This window comes from Arhodomonas sp. AD133 (assembly GCF_051195215.1).
Classification (GTDB): Bacteria; Pseudomonadota; Gammaproteobacteria; order Nitrococcales; family Nitrococcaceae; genus Arhodomonas.
The window spans coordinates 1-20,107 of record NZ_JBNAZM010000068.1; the positions used below are offsets into that span (position 1 = coordinate 1).

Below are 20,107 nucleotides of genomic sequence, written 5' to 3' on the forward strand. Positions count from 1 at the left end.
ATGGGTAACGCCGAAAATTGTAACCGCCAATCATCAACTTGTGCGCGGATCCCGGGATCGCGTCACGCATCCAGGAAGAGTATAAAGATGACCTCAGATACTGGGTCGGGAAAGCACATTACGGGATTATCGTGCTGGATAACGACGAATCAACGCTAGAGGACGGCCAAGCAATAACGTGGGGTGGAAAAGCGTCTGTCATCGTGCGTTACCCCGAAATCGACTGTGTAACGGGTGACGGTGGATGCCGTCGAATTTGCGGATATGGCTGTGGATCATACGACGACAGCGGGGAGTTCCTACCCTCCGCGGACAAAGCTTTCCTCGAAGAGGATGAAGCGTTCTCCGAGCAAGTTATTCTCTTTACGGAGATCAGAAGCAACCTGTTGCCGGATGCTCCCCGGCACGTCGCGGGAACTGCCGACTTTTGCTTCAAAGGCAATGATAAGGAATGACGATAACAATGCCTCGGTGATTTCTAGAAAAGCTTGTGAATCGGATGGCTCGGCACCAATCCGAGGTTTTTTTATCGACGTAAGCAGACGTTCCCACACCGTTTATCGAAGGTCCGCAACGGGTCGGGAGCGGAAGCTGGACAGGGAACGCGCGACCAGCACGGAAATGGTGAAGCGGACCCCGAACTCCGCCGGCGCGCTACTATTGCCGCGAATCGTGAACAGCATCTATCATTAGGCTTTCAACGAGCCCAGTTCGGTCGACGACCCCGGCGTAGGAACCGTCGATGTCGCGTATCACAGCTACGCTCCACTTTGCCTCATGCATCCGGCGCAAAGCCTCGCCGCGTGATATCGCTCCGGAGAACCAAGCTTTTTCCCCTCTCTCTCCGCCCTCACGGCCGGATTGAGCAAAATGGCCCAGAGTTCTGTTAGCCTGATCTCCGCTCGCAAGGTCCTGTCCTGCTCCGCCGGACTGACTTGCTCCATGTACGGTGGAACATACCGCACGTCATCTCGGGCTAGCGCCATGGGGTACGGTTTAAAACGGAGAAGCTCCAAGAACTGCTCCCGCTCGTACACTCCGAGGGGCTCCTCTCCGTCGTCCACTACCACCAACGCCTTAAAAGTGCCTGCCCAAAGGGAACTATAGATAACCCGAACCACGGCTTTCGCCCGACGCATCCGCTCCGCATCAGACAGCTCGCCCCCCACTGCCCTGCACGGATAAGTACCACATGACGAGGCACCTGCCAGATGGCGTCCATCTGGATGTTGGAATCGCCGGAATCGGCACCGAAGACTTGGGCGGTATTCAGCAACGTCGAAACGAAGGTCCGCTTAGAGTCGCTTTCTGACATTCCGTGACTGCAACCATGGACCCGAACGCACTTAGCAGTAACGCCTCGCATTCTCCTACTCTTCACATCACAACGCACGCTCGACATGGTCGTAGATCTGATAGGTCACAGCCTCGTGCGCCAGTTGTGGCGGGAGTGAGACATCCAGCGACGCGCCTCGACTTGAGAGAGCCGGGTTCCGCCGGTATACCGTAGCCAGTGGCTGGTAGCCCGCGTCAGGTGCGTACGAAGCTGCTCATTTTCGACACTCGTGCCCTGGAAAGCCTTGTTCAGGCGGCGATGCCGGCCGTCTGTCAATCCCGGTGACGACCGACGAACCGCTGCGTTACGACTGGACGCGGGAGAGTTGCTCGACGAGTTGATCCCGCGCGAAGGCCACCCGCGGATGCCGCAGATTCGCACGGTTCCAGGCGAGAAAGAGCTCGTTCCGGGGCCTCTTGCCCGGGTCACCGAGCGGGACCAGCGTCCCTGCCTCGATCCCTGGTGCGCACAGGTAGTCGGGAAGCACGCTCAACCCGGCTCCCTGCTCGACCAGCGACCGCACTGCCCTCAGATCGGCCACGCAAATCGCGCTGCGCAGATTGGGACCGCGTCCGTAGCGATGTTCGAAGTACTCGCGGATGAGCGGTAGCTCCTCGTCGTAGCTAACCCAGCGCTCGGCACAGAGATCGGCAACGGACATGGGTGTGGTCCGAACGCGCTGCGCCGTGGACGGGTCGGCCACGAGCAGCAGGGTCTCGGTGTCGATCTGCGCGAAATCCAGGTTTCCACCCGATGGCCGGGAAGCGGTCAATGCGAGGTCGATGGCGCCGTCGTGGAGGAGCTCGTAGAGTTTCTCCCGGTTGCCGAGCTGCACGCGCACGCTGAGCCCATAATGCGTGAGCCTGGCGACCGCCGGTGTAACGCGCTCGGTGACGTATTCCGCCGGCCCCGCGAGATGCACGGTGCCCTCGATATGTGTCGAGCGGGCGCGCAGTGTGGCGAGTGCCGAGTCGATACTCGCGAACTGATCGCCGACAGCACGTGCCAGGTCATCCGCGACGGGCGTCGGCACCAGGCGCCGGCCGCTGCGCGTGAACAGTGCTCGCCCCACCAGTGACTCGACGGTGCGCAGATGTCCGGAAACCGCGGGCTGCGTGAGGCCCAGGCGCTTTGCCGCCTGGGTCACGGACCCACACCAGTAGACTTCGACGAAGCTGCGTAGAGGGGGAAGATAGCTCATGATTCATAATATAGATTATGAATCACTGCGAAATCATCGATTAGCAGCACATTCCGTTTCTCACTAGGCTATCCCCGTCGTCATCGCAGCCGTATTGAGGAGAAACGCTATGTCCGCCCCCCTGAACGTATTGATCGTCCTGACCTCTCACGCATCACTGGGTGACACGGGCGAACGCACGGGATTCTGGCTGGAAGAGTTCACGACGCCCTATTACGTCTTTGCCGACGCCGGCGCCCGGATCACGGTCGCCTCGATCAAGGGCGGCCCGGTTCCCATCGATGCACGCAGTCTCGCGCCGGCCGGCGAGAACCCGCAAAGCGTCGAGCGCTACCTAACGGACGAATCACTGCAGGCCGAGCTCCAGACAACGGCCGTCGTCGACGACGTCGCCGCCGACCCCTACGACGTGGTCTTCCTCCCCGGTGGCCACGGCACGATGTGGGATCTGCCGACCAGCGAAGGGCTCGGTGACCTGGTAAGCGCGACCCTGGCTCGGGAAGCAGTCGTCGGCGCGGTTTGCCACGGACCGGCAGGCCTGGTGAACGCCCGGGATGCCGACGGCCGCCCCGTGGTGGCAGGGCGTCGCGTCGCGGCGTTCACTGACAGCGAAGAGCAGGCCGCAGGCCTGAGCGAGGTCGTGCCCTTTCTGCTGGAGACCCGCCTGCGCGAGCTCGGGGCAGAGTTCGAAAACGGCCCGGATTTCGAGCCATTCGCCGTCGCCGACGGCACGCTCGTCACCGGCCAGAACCCGGCGTCTTCGTCGAAGGTCGCCGAGCTGGTGCTCACCACCGCTCGGGCGCGATAGCTGAGAGCCGTCCCCGGGGACGTCTCTCAGCGAGGACAGTGGTCCCGGGTCACGCCCTGGCGTGACCCCGTCGCCGGCATGCACCGCTGGCGGCGCCACTGCGACGCGAGGCCAGGCGCGACGAAACTTTGGTCCCGAAAGCGCGCTGGCGTGACGCCGGTCATGCGCGCGCACACCCGGCGGAAGGATGTCGGGTCGCGGTAGCCAACCGCGGCGGCGACACCGTCGATCGGGGTCGATGTCGTCTCGAGCAGGTGCTTGGCCTCCTCGATACCCAATGTCTGCACGTACTCGATGGGCCCGGAGCGGTAGCGGCGCGGCGACCGCAATAGCCGGGACCGCGCACGCGGAGGCGCTCCCTTCGGCCCGTGATCCAGCAAGGCGGCGTTCGCAGTCAATGGGCGTCGCGATTTACCACAACGCCAACCCAGCCCAGAAGGTCGCTACGACACACCCTGGTGGCAGTTCAACGCGCAGCGTTGTCACGGGTCGCGTGACACTTTGTCACGATGCTGAACCACCCGGACTGCTCCCGCGCTGCGCCGATGCCACCCGAGGCAGGCCCACTGGGGCCACGGCGTAGCCCCCGCCCCGGAAACTCCACCCTGGCATGCCGGTTGCAGTGTACCGGTCGGGAGCGGCCCATGAGCCTTCCCGCTCACTACGACACATTACACAGAGACGGAGAGGAGAAGTGCCATGAAGTGGGAAACCCCGGCCTACTGCGACCTCAGACTCGGTTTCGAGGTGACGGCCTACGTATACGTCCGGTAACCGCCGGAGCGGGACGCCCCGGGGCGTCCCGCCTTTTGCCTTGAGCGCATTGCCGAGGGGGCGCCCATGAGCGAGCAGAAAACCCCATCGCCGGCGGAGCCGGTTCCCGACGACGCCGTGCCGCGGATCAACCCCATGTACCTATTCCGGTGGGAAGAGCGCCAGCAGGCCTACCTGCTGCTCTACCCGGAGGGCATCGTGAAGCTCAACGGCTCCGCGGGAGAGATACTGCGCCGGTGCGACGGTTCCACATGCGTTTCCGGCATCGTCGCGGATCTGGAGCGCAGCTTCGGCGCCACGGATCTGCGCGAGGACGTACAGCGATTTCTGGAGACCTCCCATGCCAAAGGCTGGATCCGACTTGACGCTTGACGGCCGGGGCGATCCGCTCTGGCTGGTCCTGGAGCTCACCTACCGGTGCCCCCTGGCCTGCCCCTGGTGCAACAACCCGGTTCACCTCGACCGCTACAAGAACGAGCTGGACACGGATGAATGGAAGCGGGTGCTGCACGAGGCGCGGGAGCTGGGCGCGCTCCAGCTAGGGTTTTCCGGGGGCGAGCCGGCCCTGCGCCGCGACCTGGAGGAGCTGGTCGCCGAGGCGGACGAGCTGGGCTATTACACCAACCTCATCACCTCGGGCATGGGTCTGAACGCCAAGCGGCTGGCCGACCTCAAGGAAGCCGGGCTGAAGCAGATCCAGCTCAGCGTCCAGCATGCCGATCGCGATCGCAACGACGCCCTGGTGGGGACGCGGTCGTTCGAGCAGAAGCTGACCATCGCCCGCGAAATCAAGGCGCTGGGCTACCCGATGGTGCTCAACGTCCCCATCTCGCGGCACAACATCGACGCCGTGGGCCGGATGATCGAACTGGCCGAGTCCGTGGGCGCGGACTTCGTGGAATTCGCGAACATCCAGTACTACAACTGGGCTCTGCTCAACCGCAGCGAGCTCCTGCCCACCCGCGAGCAGTTGCAGGCCGCCGAGGCCGAGGTCCAGGCAGCGCGCAAGCGGCTGGGCGAGGCCATGACCATCTACTTCGTCATCCCCGATTACTTCGACGGCCGGCCCAAGGCCTGCATGAACGGTTGGGGCGCCATCCACATGACCATCGCGCCGGACGGCACGGCGCTGCCCTGCCAGGAGGCGGCGGTCATCGAAGGACTGGAGTTCCCGTCGGTGCGCGAACACGAGCTGGCCTGGATCTGGCGGGACTCGCCCACATTCAACCACTTCCGTGGAGAGGACTGGATGCAGGAGCCCTGCCGCAGCTGCCCCGAGCGCGAGCACGACTTCGGCGGCTGCCGGTGTCAGGCGTACCTGCTGACCGGTGACGCGGCCCGCACGGACCCGGCGTGCGACAAGTCCCCCGACCACCACCTCATCCGGGAGGCGCTTGCGGAGGCGTCGGCGACAAGCCCGCTGAAGAACATACGCATGCGGGACCACGGCCCCGCCACCCGTTCCGGACGCGGCTGACCATGCGACTGCCCCATGACTCGCTGCTCGGAACCGTGACCGCCGGCGTCGGGCTGACCGCCGCACTGGTGCTGCTGATCCGGGTACTGACGGGCGCCTGAGCGCCGGAGGCGGAGATGCACGACACACTCGCCACCCTGGACGTCGTCGCCCGCTGGGCGCACGTGCTGGGCATCCTCGTGTGGATGGGCCACAATCTCAGCAACGTGGTCCAGACCCCCGTCTATCGGCCGGTCGTTCCCGGGGAACAGGCCCAGGCACGGTTCGATGCCGCCATGCGCCGGGAGCATGCCACCTTCCGGTACGCGTCGGTGGTCACCCTGGTCACGGGGGTCTACATGCTCTGGTATCGCGGCGCGCTGGCGGACGCGCTCACCTTCAGCGCTCCCTACGCGGTTCTCGGCGTCGGGGTGTGGACCGGCCTGGTGATGGTGGCCAACCTGTGGCTCGTCCTCTGGCCACACCAGCGGCGGGTGCTGGGCTTCGTCCCGGCCCCCGAGGCGGAACGGATCCGCTGCTCACGAATCACCTTCCTGTCTTCGCGTACCAACACGATCCTCCTGTTCCCCACGCTTTTTTTCATGATCGCGGGGGCACACGGACTGGCGTTTCTGCAATGAACGCGGTGCCGGCGGACAGACATCGGCCCTGGAGCTTCGCCGCCGGCCCCGCCCTTCTGCCAGAGGAGGTCCTGCAGACGGTGAGCCGGGCGGTTCTGGACTGGCAGGACACCGGCCGCTCGGTCCTGGAGCTGCCGTTTTCGAGTCGGGAGTGCCGACGTATCCTGGCGGAAGCCGAGAGCGAGTTGCGGCTTCTCGCCGGTATCCCCCACTGCTACCGCGTCCTCTTCCTGCAGGGCGGCGCCTACGGCCACTTCGGTCTGCTGGCCATGAACCTGATCAGCGGGGAACGCTCCGCCGACTACGCCGTTACCGGACACTGGGGACAACGGGCCTTTGCGGAGGCGGGACGCCGGCACCGGGTCCGCGTCGCTGCCGACGGGGCGGCGGACGACTTCCGCGCGATCCCACCGCAGTCCGAATGGCGTCTGGATAGCGGGGCCGCCTACTGCCACATCACCACGGCCGAGACGGCAGAGGGGCTCCAGTATCACTGGACCCCGGATACCGCCGACGTCGCGCTGGTTGCCGACATGACCGCCGATTTCCTCACGCGACCGATCGACGTGCACCGCTACGGCCTGATCTACGCCAGCGCCCAAAAGAACCTGGGAGTGGCGGGGCTGACCGTGGTGATCGTGCGCGAGGACCTCCTCGACCGCTGCGATGACACGGTGCCGGCCGTATTCAACTATGCCCGGCAGGCGCGTGCGGACTCCCGGGTCAACACGCCACCGCTGTTCGCCGTCTACGTGGCGCTGCAGATGTTCCAGTGGCTGCGGCGCCACGGCGGCCTGCCGGCGGCCCTGACACGCTGCCGCCAACGCAGCGCCCTGCTCTACGAGGCCATCGACACCTCGCGTGACTTCTACCGCACGCCGGTCGCCGTCAACGACCGCTCCCTCGTGAATGTCCGGTTTCACCTGCCGGATCAAGAGAAGGAGCGGCGGTTTCTCGCGGCCGCCGAGCGGCAGGGGCTGACCGATCTCGCCGGACATCCCGCCGTCGGTGGCATTCGCGCCAGCCTGTACAACGCGATGCCCCTGGCGGGCGCGCGGGCGTTGGCTGCCTTCATGGAAGCGTTCGCCAAGGGCGGCGATACCAGAGCCGGACGATGCGCGCCAACAACGTGATGCGCCTTCGCTGGCCCAATCCCGTCGGCCTCGCCGCGGGTGTCGATCGACACGGGCGTTGCCTGGCGAAACACGCGGCAGCGGGCTTCGGGGCCATCGAGATCGGCACGATCCGGCCCGACAGCCTTGGCGAGGCCGTCGCCAATCTCACACGCTGGCGGGAAAGCCGCGGCCAGGACAGCCCTGCCGTCGGGGCCAACATCGGCTGTTGCCCCGGGGCGTCATGGCCCGAAGCGGAGGCGCAGTACCGCTGGCTGGCAGCCCGGCTCGCCCCCTGGGTGGACTATCTGGTGGTCAACCCGACGGCCCTCGCGGAGGCCAGGCCGCGGCGACTGGTACGACTGCTGGACAGCGTGCGGCACCACGTGGCCGGAGTGCCGCTGCTGATCAAGCTCGCCACCCTCGCCCCGGCGCTGCGCCTGGAACGGCTGTCGCGCCTGGGGTACGACGGCTTGGTGCTCGTACTGCCGGACCACCCCTGGGACGAGCGCCCCGCGTGGCTGCGGATCCTGCGTGTCAGCGAACGCCGGGGCATGACCGTGGTGGCCGTCGGCGGTATCGACTCGCCGGATCGCGTCCGACATTGCCTCGCCTCGGGCGCGTCCATGGTCCAGGTTCACCGGCCCTACGTGTCCGGGGGCGAGCGCCTGATCACCCGCCTTCTGGACGGCTGCCTCCCGGCCGCCGTATGAGTTCCGCGCTGTTGCCGGGCCGGCGAGCGCGGAAGAGGTCGGCTTTGGCGTCCGCTACAATTGCGACACGGGCCCCTTCCGCATCATCCCCCGACTCACGGGAGCCGTCGGGTAGAACCGCACGGATGCCAACCCGCGCCGCACCGGCCGATCCGGGCTACGCGTAAGGCCGAGAATGACCGACAAGCAACCCTGCGTACTGGTGGTGGACGACGAAGCACCCGTTCGCGAGATGCTCCGCGAGTATCTCGGCGGACACGGGTTCACGGTGCATGTGGCAAGCGGCGGGGAATCCATGCGCGAGGCCCTCGCCACCACCGTGCCGGACGTCGTGTTGCTGGACATCACCATGCCGGGGGAGGATGGCCTTTCCCTGGCGCGCTACCTGCGCGAGCATTTCGACGTCGGCATCGTTATGGTGACCGCCTCCGGGGAAGTCGTGGATCGCATCATCGGTCTGGAGATCGGCGCCGACGACTACATCGCCAACCCCTTCGACCCCCGCGAGCTCCTCGCCCGGCTGAAAAGCGTACTCCGCCGAACACGCCGAGCGCCCGTCGATGCTACGCCCACGGCCAACACGGCAACGCGCCGAGTCCGCGTCGGCACATGCACCCTCGACCTGGACGCCCGCCGACTTATCGGCGCCAACGGCGAGGACATCCCTATCACCGCCATGGAATTCGATCTGCTCAACGTCTTCATTAGCCGGCCCAACCGGGTACTGAGCCGGGATGACATTCTCGACCTCACCCAGAACCGGGACTGGAATCCCTACGACCGCAGCGTGGATATCCGTATTGCCCGGCTGCGCCGGAAGATCGAGGCGGATCCATCCAAGCCCGAGCTCATCCGCACCGTGCGCGGATCCGGGTACGTGTTCGTCCCCGGTTAACCCGGCGGCGCCGGTGCGGCTCAGGCGCCACCGGGTATCACGTCACGAGAACCGACCCGTACGTCTCATACGCCGAACGTCGTCATGGCGAAGCCCGATATCGCGGATCAGGCGGTCGTCCATCTGCTGGAGCTGTCGAAGATCCCGAATGCGTTTCGTGGTGGCCCGGAGCGCGTTGATCGCGCAACGCCAGCGGCCCGCGACTGCAGCGGACATACGCGACTCGGCAGCCGGCTCACCGTCGCTCAAGGGGGTATGTTTCACAATAGTCATGGCCCGTTCCTCCTCATCGGCCGCAGAGCAGGCACGGCCGCTATCGCGACGTCCCGGTTGGACGCCGAGCCAGACTAGACGGCGGGTGTATCGGCACGATGTCGGCGGACGGCAGGCATGTCACACGCGTGTTTCCGAAAAGGCGCGCCGGGGATCGAATACTGCGGCGGGGTTTCGATTGTATCGGGAGTGTTTCCCCGGCGATTCCCGACCACCGCCGGGCTCGCGATGGTGCTAATGTCATTGGTATCGACGACACCCTGGCGCCGTGATCAGCGGCGCGTGCATCGGAACACCCCAGTGACCACCACACTGTCCCCGGACCCTCGTCGCCTTCCTGGTACCGATTCCTTCGGTGGGTGCGCACTCGAGCAGCTGCTCGAGCACGCCGAGCTCCTCGTCGCCATCAAGGACTCGGCACTGCGCTACCGCCGGGTCAGCCGCCGCATGCGTGAGATGCTTGCGCAGTTCGGCTGCTCCGACCCCATTGGCAAGACCGTCGGCGAGATACTCCCGGACGAGCTCGCGCGTGAGGTGGACGACAATGACCGCCAGGCCCTCGCCTCACGCGCCCCCACCCAGCACGAGGGGAAGCTCGCGATCGATGGCCGCAAACACAGCTACCTGACCACCCGGACCCCCCTGCTGGACGCCCGCGGCAACATCCAGGGGTTGTGCCTCATCGGTATCGAGATCACGGCGCGCAAACGTACCGAGCAAGCGCTAAGGGACGTGGCGATGGGGGTCTCGGCAGTGGCCGGCGAGAAGACCCACGAGCAGATCGCCCGGTTTCTCGCCAGCACCCTGGAGGTGGACCTCGCCCTGATCGGGGTGCTGGACACCTCTCATGGTGACCGCATCCAAACGCTCGCCATCTGGCACGCTGGGCAACTGCTGCCGAACGTGACCTACGCGCTCGCCGGCACGCCCTGCCAGCACGTCGTCGGGCGGCGCTTCGAGTTCATCCCCAGCGGACTGCGTGAGCGGTTTCCGGATGACGGCATGGTGAAGGGATTCGGCTTCGAGAGTTATGCGGCCTATCCATTGTTCGATTCCCAGCATCACCCCCTGGGCATCATCAGTGTCGCCGACTCGAACGCCATGCGTGACCGCGAGCTCACCGAGGCGATCCTCAAGATCTTCTCCGTGCGCGCCGCCGCCGAAGTGGAGCGGACGCGCGTGCAGCGCGAGCGTGAGATCTCCGAATCGAGCTACCGGAACATTTTCGAAGCCAGTGAGGACTGCATATTCGTCCATGACTTCGATACCGGCGCGATCCTCGACGTCAACCCCAAGACCTGCGAGACCTACGGCTACACACTCGACGAGCTGCGCGCAATGGATGTCGGCGCCCTTAGCTCCGGCGATCCGCCCTACGTCCAGGCGACCGCGGCGGCGTATATGGCGCGCGCCCGCAGTGGCGAGACGGTGCGCTTCGAATGGCACCGGCGGAACAAGGACGGCAGCCTGCACTGGGACGAAGTCGTGCTCAAGCCGGCGGTGCTTGGCAACCACAGACGCATCATCGCCGCCAGCCGCGAGATCACCGAACGCAAGCACGCCGAGGCGGCGTTGGAATCCCGGGAGGAGCAATACCGGGCGATATTCAATGCATCGGTGGACGGCATGGCATTGTGGGACACCCAGGGGCGGAACGTGGACGTCAACCGCGCCTTCGCGCGCATGCACGGCTACACCCGCGACGAGATGCTGGCGATGGACCCGCACACATTCGTCCATCCGGATTCCTACCCCACGCTGGAGCGGTTCTTCGACACCTTCAACAGCGGCGAGCCCTTCCATGCCGAGGCCCGCGACGTGCGCCGCGACGGCAGCGTCTTCGACGTGGAGGTCAACGGGGTGCTGATGGACTATCAGGGCCGGCCCCATCTGCTCGCCATCGTTCGCGACATAACCGAGCGTCGTGCCGCCGAAGCGGCGCTGCGGGCCAGCGAGGAACAGTATCGCGCGATCTTCGACGCCTCCGCGGACGCGATGGTGCTCTACAACGCCGATGGCCACATCGTCGACCTGAACCCGGCGTTCGTCACCCTCTACGGTTATTCCCGGGCCGAGACCCTGGCGATGGACCCGCGCACGCGCTTTCACCCGGATGCCGTCGAGGTCCTGGAACGCTTCCTGCGGCGGGTGCGGGGCGGCTGGTTCCACCAGCCGGAAAGGCTGGGCAGGACATTCCGGGAGGAAACGCGGGAGATCACCAAGGATGGTCGTGTGCTGGACCTCGAGGCCTACCTGGCCCCAATGACCTACCACGGCAAGCCCCACGTGTTGGCGATCAAGCGTGACATCACCGAGCGCAAGGAACGCGAGAAGGCGCTGCGCAAGAGCGAGGACCGCCTGCGGGCGACCATCAACGCTGCCCTCGACTGCATCATCACCATGGATGCCGGCGGCCGGATCCTCGAGTTCAACCCGGCCGCGGAAGCGTGCTTCGGCTACCGCCGTGCGGAAGTCATCGGACGACCACTGGCGGATCTGCTGATCCCCGAACGCGATCGCGACGCCCATCGACAGGCACTCGCCCGCCATCGCCGGTCGGGCAGCGACCGGTTCGTCGGCCGACGCCTGGAAGTCACGGCAATGCGGCGCGACGGCAGCGAATTTCCCGCCGATCTCGCCATCGGTGTCGCCCACGGCGGCGACGGGGGGATCTTCATCGGTTACCTGCGGGACATCACCCGGCTGCAGGAGGCGGAGCGGGCCCGCATCGAGCTGGAACGCCAGCTGCGCCAAGCGCAGAAGATGGAGGCGATCGGCCATCTCACCGGCGGCATTGCACACGACTTCAACAACATTCTCACCAGCATCCTCGGCTACACCCTGCTCGCCCATGAACGACCCGCCGCAGAGACGGACGAGAAGCTCACGCATTACCTCGAGCAAGTCCGAATGTCCGGCGAGCGCGCGCGGGATCTCATCCGCCAGATGCTGACCTTCAGCCGCGGTCAGCGGGGCGAGGCCCAGCCTCTGGCGCTGGCGACGCTGGTCAAGGAAGCCGTACGCCTGTATGGCTCCACGTTCCCGTCAAGCATCCAGTTCCAGACCCGCACCGACGCGACGGCTCCGTGCATACACGCCGACCCTATCCAGGTGGAACAGGTGCTGATGAACCTGTGCATCAACGCCCGTGATGCCATGACCGGCGGCGGTGTTATCGGGATAGCCGTCAATGACGTGCCAAATGTCTCTGCCGTCTGCGCCTCGTGCCGACAGCCGGTCGAGGGACACTTCGTGGAAGTGGCGGTCAGCGACACCGGTACGGGCATCACCGCGGACGTACTGGAGCGGATTTTCGAACCGTTCTTCACCACCAAGGAAGTCGGGCAAGGCAGCGGCATGGGCCTGTCCACCGCTCACGGCATCGTCCACGAGCACAAGGGCCATCTGCTGGTAGACACCACCCCCGGTGCCGGCAGCAGGTTCCGCGTGCTCTACCCACCGGCGAAAGACGCCACCGCCCGCCCCACCGGTCGTCCCGACACTGCGGCTGAACAAGCGGTCACCGCCGATTTCGCCGGCCGGGTTCTGGTGGTCGATGATGAAGCCTCGGTCCGGGAATTTCTGCGCGACCTGCTGGAGAGTCGTGGCTTCACGGTCACCCTCGCCGCCAACGGCGAGGACGGGCGACATCAGGTGGAGAACGAACCGGGAGCCTTCGACCTGATCGTCACCGACCAGATCATGCCGCAGCTTACCGGCCTTGGCATGAGCGAGGCGCTGAGAGCCCGGGGCATCACCATTCCCGTCGTCCTGTGCACGGGTTACAGCGATGCCCTGAACGAAGCCGCCATGCAACGCAGCAGGGTAAACAAGGTGCTGCGCAAGCCACTGGATGCCGGCGAGCTCTTCGGTGAGATCGAGGGGCTGCTCAGCGGCGACGGGTAACGAGCACGCAAGCGTAATGGCCGTGGCCGGAACTTCCCGGGGCCGGCGGCACCGGCCCCGTGACACGATTTCCTCCAGCTTTACCGGCAGAGCGTCTACACCCCCGCGGCGATAGGCGCCAGCGCCTTCTGGATACGCGCCATCTGGCTATCCGTCGTGAACCGGCCCAGCACCGTCTGGAAGCGCGGCTCGCTGACCCCCGAGACGATGTACTGCCAGCGGTAAGCGCGTAGCACGCCGTCTCGCACTGACTGGAGCTCCCCGTCAGTGAACGCGCGGCCGGCGATGGCGGCAAAGTAGTCCGCATCCGCGCGCGACTGTGCCTGCAGAATCCCGTCCACTGCCGCGACGAGCGCGATGAGATCGTCCACCGCTCGATCGCGTTCGTCGTCGGTGAGACGGGCGTTCTCGCGCTCCCACTCCAGCTCGTCGAGAATCGCGTGCTGAGACTCCTCGCGCCAGTGAAAGAGGAAAACGTCCCTGTACAGGGGCGAGAGCTCAGCGTCCGGCTCGATACTCTGGCGGTAGTGCACCTGTGTGAACAGCTCGATATGGCAGGTCAGCGCCAGCACCGCCCAGGTGGACTTGCTGAGCACGACTTGCGCGACCTGGTCCGCGTCGGCGGTCTGGACATAACCCACCGGCATCCTTTCGGCAATCATCGCCTCGATGCGCCGGAACATCGCCTGATGCTTGAGCTCCTCGTCACTGAAGCGCACAAGCGCCTCCAGCGCCGTCTGGTTGCCGAGCCAGTGCTCGCGACTGACCTCCAGCACCTTGGCGTTAATGAACCGTTCCACGAGTCCGAAGATGTAGGCGTAGGTACGCCCCTGAACCTGGCTGAGCAGACGTTTCTCGTCATCGCTGAGGAACGCCAGCTCATTCACCCGCGACAGCCCATCCGGGAGGAACTTCCGGTCGAAATCGAATTCGCGGCCGCGAAAGACGTCCCGGTCGATATCCCAGCGAATACGCTTGGAAACCTCCACGCACTTGGCGTAACGATCCCTGACTCCGGCATGCACAGCGTTCTCGGCGACGGCACTCATCACTTTTGACCCTTCTGCTTGGCGTTGACTGAGTACGGGCCGGACTTCCGGCCGTGGCAGAAAGGTTGCGCGCCGGACGTATCCCGTTCATGTCGCCAGTCGCCGGATTCGTTTCGCGCTTTTATCCGACGCCGCGCAACGCCGGCGTTGCGGAAACAATCCGGATACACAGCAAACGTCACCGCGATACCGACGGCGGCCAGGCTCCTACCCCACACACCCCAAGCAGGTATCCGGCAGGCATGGGCGCCTGCCGGGAAAGGGAGACCGCCATGACGCGCAAGCACGAGAGCATTCTCGAGACCATCGGCCAGACACCGGTCATTCGCATCAACCGTCTCGCCCCCGCCGGCGTGAATCTGTTCGTGAAGGCCGAGGCCTTCAACCCGATGGGGTCGGTCAAGGACCGCATGGCCCGGAACGTCATCGAGGTGGCCGAACGTACGGGTGCGTTGCGCCCGGGTCAGACCGTTGTGGAAGCCACCAGCGGCAATACCGGCATCGGCCTCGCCATGGTATGTGCCGCGAAGGGCTATCCCCTGGTCGTCACCATGGCGGAGAGCTTCAGCGTGGAACGCCGGCGGATCCTGCGCTTCCTCGGTGCGAAAGTAGTGCTGACACCGGCTGCCTTGAAAGGCACCGGCATGGTCGCCAAGGCCCGGGAACTCGCCGACACCCATGGCTGGTTCCTCGTCCGGCAGTTCGAGAACGAGGCGAATGCGGACGCACACTCACGCACCACAGGCATCGAGATTCTCGCCGCCTTCGAGGATGAGCCGCTGGATTTCTTCGTGACCGGCTACGGCACCGGCGGCACCCTGAAGGGCACCGCCCGCACGCTGCGGAAGTGGCGCCCGGAGATTCGCATCGTCGCCTGTGAACCGGACAACGCGCCTCTGCTAGGCAGTGGCACCGACCAGCAACGAGCGGCTGATGGCTCGCCCACCGCGAGCCACCCGAGCTTTCGACCGCACCTCATGCAGGGGTGGACGCCCGATTTCGTCCCCAAGCTCATCGAAGACGCGGTCAACCTGGGCCTGGTGGACCGTGTCGTCCCCGTGGGCGGCGATCGCGCGATGGAATGCGCGCGCGAGCTTGCCCGGCACGAAGGTATCTTCACCGGTATCTCCGGTGGCGCCACGTTTGCCGGCGCGCTGGATGTCGCCGCGAGCGCCCCCCGGGGCAGCACCATCCTATGCATGCTGCCCGATACCGGCGAACGTTACCTTTCGACGCCGTTATTCAGTGATATCCCTGCAGAAATGTCCGACGAGGAGCTGGAAATCGCGCAATCGACTCCGAACTATCGCTTCGACGTGCCTGCACCGGCACTGCCCGCTCAAACCGGCAACCAGACACCCCGGGAGGATCCGCAAGCGGCCGCCTTCGTCTCCGAAGTCGTCGCTGACATGAAGCAACCAGTGGTCATGTTCGCGCTTCAGTGGTGCGAATTCTGCTGGGCCGTGCGGAAATTCTTCAAGGCGCTGGGCGTGGCGTACCGCTCGGTGGACCTGGACTCCGTCGCCTACCAGCAGGACGACCTCGGTGGCCGCATTCGCGCGATGCTCGCCGAACGCACTGGCGCCCGCACGATTCCCCAGATCTTCATCGCCGGTGAACGCATCGGCGGCTGCACGGAGCTCTTCGATGCCTATTCCAACGGGCGACTGCATGGATTGCTGGCCCGCGCCGGCATCGACACAAGCACCGTCGAGCCGCTCGACCCGAGCACGTTCCTGCCCACATGGGTACATACACGCTGAAAGGCCACCGGGGACATCCGCGAGGGGCCGCACAATCATCGGCCGCCTGCAGCGGCCGATCTTGTATGTTGCCCCTGAAGGTTTTGCTAGCTTTTCGAGCCAGTTACTAATCTTCTCAGAAGTATTGTCATGCGTCAGCCGGTCTGTGCGCCGATGGGGCAAGGCGCGAGGCGCGCCGTGTAGCCGGGCTACATAAGCGGTGAGCAACGCAGATCCCATCGGCGCACAGACCGGCCCAAAGGGAGCGCTACACTTTGAAGACCTCGACCTGTTTCACCAGATCGCCGGCAGCCGTCTTCAGTTGCTCCGAATTCACTTCCAGCCCTTGAGCCGAGCCGGACGTTTCGTCCGCCAGGTTCTTAACCTCCAATACACTTTCGTTGATGCTCTCCACGGCGTTGGACTGTTCCTCCGTCGCCGTCGCCACCTGGGCGTTCATGTCGCGAATTCGATTGACGGACGCGACTATCATCTCGAGGATCTCGCTGGTCCGCGTCACCGTGTCATTGCTGGCGTTGACCCGGTTCATGCCTTCTTCGATGGCACTCGTGGTCTGATGCATTCCCTGACTCAGGCTGGCGATCATGCTTTCGATTTCGCCGGTGGACTCCTGGGTTCTCTGTGCCAGTGTCCGAACCTCGTCCGCAACCACCGCAAAGCCTCGTCCCGACTCGCCCGCCCTGGCAGATTCGATCGCCGCATTCAGCGCGAGCAGATTGGTCTGCTCAGCAATGCTCTTGATGACATCCAGCACGCCTTCGATCTGCCTGAAGTTCTGGGCCAGCTCATCGACCGACGACGACGTCTCGGTCATCTGTGTCAATAATTCGTGCATATTCTCCAGCGAGTCATTGACCACCTCCTTGCCCGACTCCACGTGGGTGTAAGCCTCATCGGCGACCGATGCCGCCTCGTTGGTGTTGCGAGCGACCTCCTCTAGCGCCGCGGACATCTCGTTGACCGCTGTGGCCACCATGTCGATCTCCCTGGCCTGTTTCCCCATGCGCTCGGAGGTACTGCCGGCGAACTCCCGCGTATGTGTGGCCGAGTCATCCACGTTCTTGGCGATCTTGACCGCTTCATTCACGAGATTACGAATCTTCGCCATCATCTTGTTGAATGACTGCCCCATCGTGGAGACCTCATCCCGTCCTCGGAGCGAGCTGACGCGGGTCAAATCCGCCTCACGCTCGACCGCTTCGATGGTCCCGGAGAGGTTGTCGATGGGAGCAGCTACCTTCTTGACAATGAACAGATAGCCGCAGATCGCGAGGATGCCGACACCGATCAGCAACGCCGTCAGTATGATCATCAGCCGGTTCACGGCACTCTTGGAATCAAGCACCTGCTGCTGGGAACGGTCTTCTAGCTCTACGAAGAACCGCTCTATGGGCTCCATTATTTTAGCCTTTTCCTTGTGGTACGCTATGTCGTGCATTATCTCCACAGCATGCTGCTGCCGACCGTTCGCTACCGATTCGAAGGCTTCCACTTCCGTGTTGACCAGCTTATCGGAATTGCTGTTTGCCTCCTTCAGCAACGCGAACTCTTCTTCCGTGAAACCTAGTTCTTTCATGGCATCCTGCAGTGCGACTCGCTCTCCATCCGGCTTGGGCTTGTCGCCGTAGTCGAGAACCAGGTCCCAATAGATCGTATGGTAACGTTCTGGCCGGGGTTTCTCGCCATTACGGATGGCCAACACGTCTTCGTACATCTTCTTGTAGCGCGGATCCCCCGTTACCACGTAGGTCCTGGCCAGGCGCGTCAGATCATCCGAGCTCTGTCTCAACTCGTCCGCTCTCTGGTACGAGAGATAACGAGTGTTGGCAGCTTCCTGAAACCCGCTGATTTCCTGCAACAGAACAAAGCTCACCGCGATCGATATACCGACGGCAACCACCATCAGCCCGAACACGACGACAAACACTTGCTTGACTTTCACGGCTTTCTCCTCCAGCGATCACGGCAACAGTTATTTTTGTGATTGTTGTTCTTTTTATCAGCAGACAGATCGGGCTATTCGGACAAAAAAAGCACTCGCACGACAGATGCGCGACACGTATGCGTCTGTCGGAGCTTCATTGGTGGGAAGCGGGCCGACGACGGCGGTCGTGACGGCGGGTTCACAGCGGCAGACTCGGATGGACAGGCACCTGGTGTGAGGTATGGAATCGTGCGTATCTCGCCCATGGCGGCTCCTCCCAAGTGTTCTTCCATTGGCGGCGGAGCACGCCTGGGTCCCTCCGATCGTTCTGCCCCTCTCCGTCTCGTTATCGGTCCGCAACGGCATGCCTTTAGCAGATAGCGGCAACCGCACAAACATTCCGACGAGCGGCATACGGAGTTCTCAAAATACGCACATCATTTATTTCATTATTGATCCCGAACGGCGCACCGTGAGTCCCCGTAACGGCGTTGCCTTCGGAACCCCAGTGCTCTACTGTTGGCGTGACAACGGGAGAGGGGTACAGCAAATATGGCTACGGAAAGCCGACCAACAGGGGCACACTGTACTGCGGTGGTGCTCATGCTCGTCGCGCTACTCGTCACGGGCGTCGCCTCGGCAGGGGTTTACAAGTGGGTGGATGAGGACGGGAACGTTCACTTCACCGATAAGCCGTCCGGCGGCCAGAGCGGGGAAGAAGTGGAGTTCGACGACATCAACTCCTACGAGGCTCCCTCGCTGGGTGAGATGCCCCAGTGGATTGACTCCAGGAATGACACCTCGGACCGCGTACCGGTGGTCATGTACGCGACGCAGTGGTGCCCCTACTGCAAGAAGGCCCGCCAGTACTTCAAGGACAACGATATCGCCTACACCGAGTACGACGTGGAGAACAGCCGGAAAGGCAAGCGCGATTACAAGCGCATGGGCGAACCGGGTGTGCCGATCATCTTCATCGGGGACACACGGATGAACGGATTCAGCGCCAGCCGCTTCGAGACGGTATACCGGCGGAAAACCGGCGACTGAGGTGACCGGCGACGCATCACCGGGCGGCTCCCCTGGCCTCCACGCGAAACCGGGGCGCGACGTGGATACGCTCGCCCCCCCTCATCCATCCGGCATATGGCCCAACCAGTCCCAGCGAATCGCATTGGAGGCTGACCTAATTGCCTGGGGTGATCTACCCCCGGATTTCGGTGATACCGTGCGACCTCAAGCCCAGGCAATCAGCACAAGGAGAACCACATGCTCAAGAAGGCAATGGCCGCTGTCGGCATTGGTAATACCCGCGTCGACACCATGCTGGACGACGACACCGTGACCGCCGGTGGTACGCTGGAGGGCGAGATCGTCATCCAGGGCGGTGAAGTGGCCCAGGATCTGGACGCGCTCGTTCTCGACCTGGGCAGCATCGCGGTACAGGAAGTCGATGACGAGGAGGTCCGGGTGCCCAAGACCTGGGCGTCGATGCGCATCGCCGAACCCATGACCGTCGAGCCGGGCGCACGTGAGGCGATCCCGTTCAACCTGACGGTGCCACTGCTAGCTCCCCTGTCCGTCGGCAACAAGCGCCCCAAGACCTGGGTCGCGACGCGCGCGGATATCGCCATGGCCATCGATCCGAGGGACACCGATCCGCTGCACGTAATGCCCGGCAAGATCCATCAGGCGGTCTTCGACGCAATGGACGCGATGGGATTCCGCCTCAAGGAGTCCGAGCTGGGCGTCTCGCGACTGAACCCCGTCACCGGTTGCGTACAGGAATTCGAGTTCAAGCCAGCCCCGGGCAGCGCCTTCAGCCATCTCGATGAGGCCGAGATCGCCTTCCTGCCGAGTCAGGGCGGCGCCATCGACCTGCTCATCCAGCGCGATACGAAAGCCCGCAGCCTCGGCTCGCTGATCGCCGAGCTGGCTGGCACCGACGAGCAGCACCACCGAGCCACGCTCGCCGGGGACGAAACGGCCGAGCAGGTTCAGGAGCTGCTAAACCGCGCGCTTGCCTGAGCCAACACACCGGACGATGCCCTAACGACGGACGCAACGCCCGGTGCTCTGGGCGTTGCCGTGAAGGACCTGGTGTCGAGCCCCTATATCCACACGTCGTCCTCGGCGGTCAGCTCGCCACCGGCATCCCCCGGATTACTAATCCGATCATTAGGTAGTCCGTTCTGAACAACCTGCTATGCCACGCCCTGCAGTGCGGGTTCGCGAGCCCAGTCGCAGATGGTGACA

At 64.3% G+C, this 20,107-nt stretch carries 18 protein-coding genes; 12 read left to right on the forward strand and 6 right to left on the reverse strand.

The features are described 5' to 3' along the window. Positions 1-299: 299 nt before the first annotated feature. Both ACPEES_RS21445 and ACPEES_RS21450 read right to left on the reverse strand, forming a co-directional pair. Entirely contained in the window at positions 300-554 is a 255-nt protein-coding gene (locus ACPEES_RS21445) for a hypothetical protein (protein ID WP_435106164.1), read from the reverse strand. A 1,086-nt stretch (positions 555-1,640) separates the two neighbouring features. Continuing rightward, positions 1,641-2,537, reverse strand: a complete 897-nt coding sequence (locus tag ACPEES_RS21450) for a LysR family transcriptional regulator (RefSeq protein WP_435106166.1) — start codon at positions 2,535-2,537, stop codon at positions 1,641-1,643. A gap of 109 nt (positions 2,538-2,646) precedes the next feature. On the opposite strand from ACPEES_RS21450, the gene ACPEES_RS21455 reads away from it, so the two are divergent. Further along, the gene (locus ACPEES_RS21455; RefSeq protein WP_435106168.1) at positions 2,647-3,345 is read left to right on the forward strand and encodes a type 1 glutamine amidotransferase domain-containing protein; all 699 of its coding nucleotides are present in this window, start codon (positions 2,647-2,649) and stop codon (positions 3,343-3,345) included. A 26-nt stretch (positions 3,346-3,371) separates the two neighbouring features. On the opposite strand, the gene ACPEES_RS21460 is transcribed toward ACPEES_RS21455, so the two are convergent. Further along, entirely contained in the window at positions 3,372-3,674 is a 303-nt protein-coding gene (locus ACPEES_RS21460; RefSeq protein ID WP_435106170.1) for a helix-turn-helix domain-containing protein, read from the reverse strand. Between the two features lie 370 nt (positions 3,675-4,044). Between ACPEES_RS21460 and pqqA the strand changes: the two genes are divergently transcribed. The 7 genes from pqqA (at position 4,045) to ACPEES_RS21495 (ending at position 8,936) form a co-directional block, all read left to right on the forward strand. After that, complete coding sequence (gene pqqA, locus ACPEES_RS21465; protein ID WP_188665536.1) at positions 4,045-4,119, forward strand: pyrroloquinoline quinone precursor peptide PqqA; 75 nt, start codon at positions 4,045-4,047, stop codon at positions 4,117-4,119. Between the two features lie 66 nt (positions 4,120-4,185). Continuing rightward, a complete protein-coding gene (gene pqqD / locus ACPEES_RS21470; RefSeq protein WP_435106172.1) occupies positions 4,186-4,491 on the forward strand; it encodes a pyrroloquinoline quinone biosynthesis peptide chaperone PqqD in 306 nt (101 codons plus the stop codon). Then, on the forward strand, positions 4,460-5,596 hold the full coding sequence (gene pqqE / locus ACPEES_RS21475) for a pyrroloquinoline quinone biosynthesis protein PqqE (RefSeq protein ID WP_435106174.1): 1,137 nt from the start codon (positions 4,460-4,462) through the stop codon (positions 5,594-5,596). Before pqqD ends, pqqE begins: the two co-directional genes overlap by 32 nt. A 116-nt stretch (positions 5,597-5,712) precedes the next feature. Continuing rightward, entirely contained in the window at positions 5,713-6,216 is a 504-nt protein-coding gene (locus tag ACPEES_RS21480; protein ID WP_435106177.1) for a urate hydroxylase PuuD, read from the forward strand. Further along, positions 6,213-7,349, forward strand: coding sequence for a 3-phosphoserine/phosphohydroxythreonine transaminase (gene serC, locus ACPEES_RS21485; RefSeq protein ID WP_435106179.1), 1,137 nt, complete (start codon positions 6,213-6,215; stop codon positions 7,347-7,349). The genes ACPEES_RS21480 and serC overlap by 4 nt, the downstream gene beginning before the upstream one ends. Next, on the forward strand, positions 7,331-8,041 hold the full coding sequence (locus ACPEES_RS21490; RefSeq protein WP_435106181.1) for a hypothetical protein: 711 nt from the start codon (positions 7,331-7,333) through the stop codon (positions 8,039-8,041). Before serC ends, ACPEES_RS21490 begins: the two co-directional genes overlap by 19 nt. A gap of 175 nt (positions 8,042-8,216) precedes the next feature. Next, positions 8,217-8,936, forward strand: coding sequence for a response regulator (locus ACPEES_RS21495; protein WP_435106183.1), 720 nt, complete (start codon positions 8,217-8,219; stop codon positions 8,934-8,936). Between the two features lie 42 nt (positions 8,937-8,978). Here ACPEES_RS21495 and ACPEES_RS21500 read toward each other — a convergent pair whose 3' ends face one another. Next, the gene (locus tag ACPEES_RS21500) at positions 8,979-9,209 is read right to left on the reverse strand and encodes a hypothetical protein (protein WP_435106185.1); all 231 of its coding nucleotides are present in this window, start codon (positions 9,207-9,209) and stop codon (positions 8,979-8,981) included. A gap of 300 nt (positions 9,210-9,509) precedes the next feature. Here ACPEES_RS21500 and ACPEES_RS21505 point away from each other — a divergent pair, with 300 nt between their 5' ends. Next, entirely contained in the window at positions 9,510-13,115 is a 3,606-nt protein-coding gene (locus tag ACPEES_RS21505) for a hybrid sensor histidine kinase/response regulator (protein WP_435106187.1), read from the forward strand. Positions 13,116-13,210: 95 nt separating this feature from the next. Here the strand turns inward: ACPEES_RS21505 and ACPEES_RS21510 are convergent, their stop codons facing one another. After that, positions 13,211-14,164: a hypothetical protein gene (locus tag ACPEES_RS21510; protein WP_435106189.1), complete on the reverse strand. Its 954-nt coding sequence runs from the start codon at positions 14,162-14,164 to the stop codon at positions 13,211-13,213. A gap of 272 nt (positions 14,165-14,436) precedes the next feature. Here ACPEES_RS21510 and cysK point away from each other — a divergent pair, with 272 nt between their 5' ends. Beyond that, positions 14,437-15,927, forward strand: coding sequence for a cysteine synthase A (gene cysK / locus ACPEES_RS21515; RefSeq protein ID WP_435106191.1), 1,491 nt, complete (start codon positions 14,437-14,439; stop codon positions 15,925-15,927). 247 nt (positions 15,928-16,174) lie between these two features. Here the strand turns inward: cysK and ACPEES_RS21520 are convergent, their stop codons facing one another. Further along, the gene (locus tag ACPEES_RS21520; protein WP_435106193.1) at positions 16,175-17,869 is read right to left on the reverse strand and encodes a methyl-accepting chemotaxis protein; all 1,695 of its coding nucleotides are present in this window, start codon (positions 17,867-17,869) and stop codon (positions 16,175-16,177) included. A 585-nt stretch (positions 17,870-18,454) separates the two neighbouring features. Here ACPEES_RS21520 and ACPEES_RS21525 point away from each other — a divergent pair. Further along, positions 18,455-18,901, forward strand: coding sequence for a DUF4124 domain-containing protein (locus tag ACPEES_RS21525; RefSeq protein ID WP_435106195.1), 447 nt, complete (start codon positions 18,455-18,457; stop codon positions 18,899-18,901). 219 nt (positions 18,902-19,120) lie between these two features. Then, the gene (locus tag ACPEES_RS21530; protein WP_435106197.1) at positions 19,121-19,879 is read left to right on the forward strand and encodes a sporulation protein; all 759 of its coding nucleotides are present in this window, start codon (positions 19,121-19,123) and stop codon (positions 19,877-19,879) included. Positions 19,880-20,107 lie beyond the last annotated feature (228 nt).

Coding starts and splice junctions, on each gene's coding strand:
- pqqD (WP_435106172.1), top strand. CDS start 4,186: ATGAGCGAGCAGAAAACCCCATCGCCGGCGGAGCCGGTTCCCGACGAC.
- ACPEES_RS21450 (WP_435106166.1), bottom strand. CDS start 2,537: ATGAGCTATCTTCCCCCTCTACGCAGCTTCGTCGAAGTCTACTGGTGT.
- ACPEES_RS21455 (WP_435106168.1), top strand. CDS start 2,647: ATGTCCGCCCCCCTGAACGTATTGATCGTCCTGACCTCTCACGCATCA.
- ACPEES_RS21480 (WP_435106177.1), top strand. CDS start 5,713: ATGCACGACACACTCGCCACCCTGGACGTCGTCGCCCGCTGGGCGCAC.
- ACPEES_RS21490 (WP_435106181.1), top strand. CDS start 7,331: ATGCGCGCCAACAACGTGATGCGCCTTCGCTGGCCCAATCCCGTCGGC.
- ACPEES_RS21495 (WP_435106183.1), top strand. CDS start 8,217: ATGACCGACAAGCAACCCTGCGTACTGGTGGTGGACGACGAAGCACCC.
- ACPEES_RS21500 (WP_435106185.1), bottom strand. CDS start 9,209: ATGACTATTGTGAAACATACCCCCTTGAGCGACGGTGAGCCGGCTGCC.
- ACPEES_RS21510 (WP_435106189.1), bottom strand. CDS start 14,164: ATGAGTGCCGTCGCCGAGAACGCTGTGCATGCCGGAGTCAGGGATCGT.
- pqqE (WP_435106174.1), top strand. CDS start 4,460: ATGCCAAAGGCTGGATCCGACTTGACGCTTGACGGCCGGGGCGATCCG.
- ACPEES_RS21530 (WP_435106197.1), top strand. CDS start 19,121: ATGCTCAAGAAGGCAATGGCCGCTGTCGGCATTGGTAATACCCGCGTC.
- ACPEES_RS21525 (WP_435106195.1), top strand. CDS start 18,455: ATGCTCGTCGCGCTACTCGTCACGGGCGTCGCCTCGGCAGGGGTTTAC.
- cysK (WP_435106191.1), top strand. CDS start 14,437: ATGACGCGCAAGCACGAGAGCATTCTCGAGACCATCGGCCAGACACCG.
- serC (WP_435106179.1), top strand. CDS start 6,213: ATGAACGCGGTGCCGGCGGACAGACATCGGCCCTGGAGCTTCGCCGCC.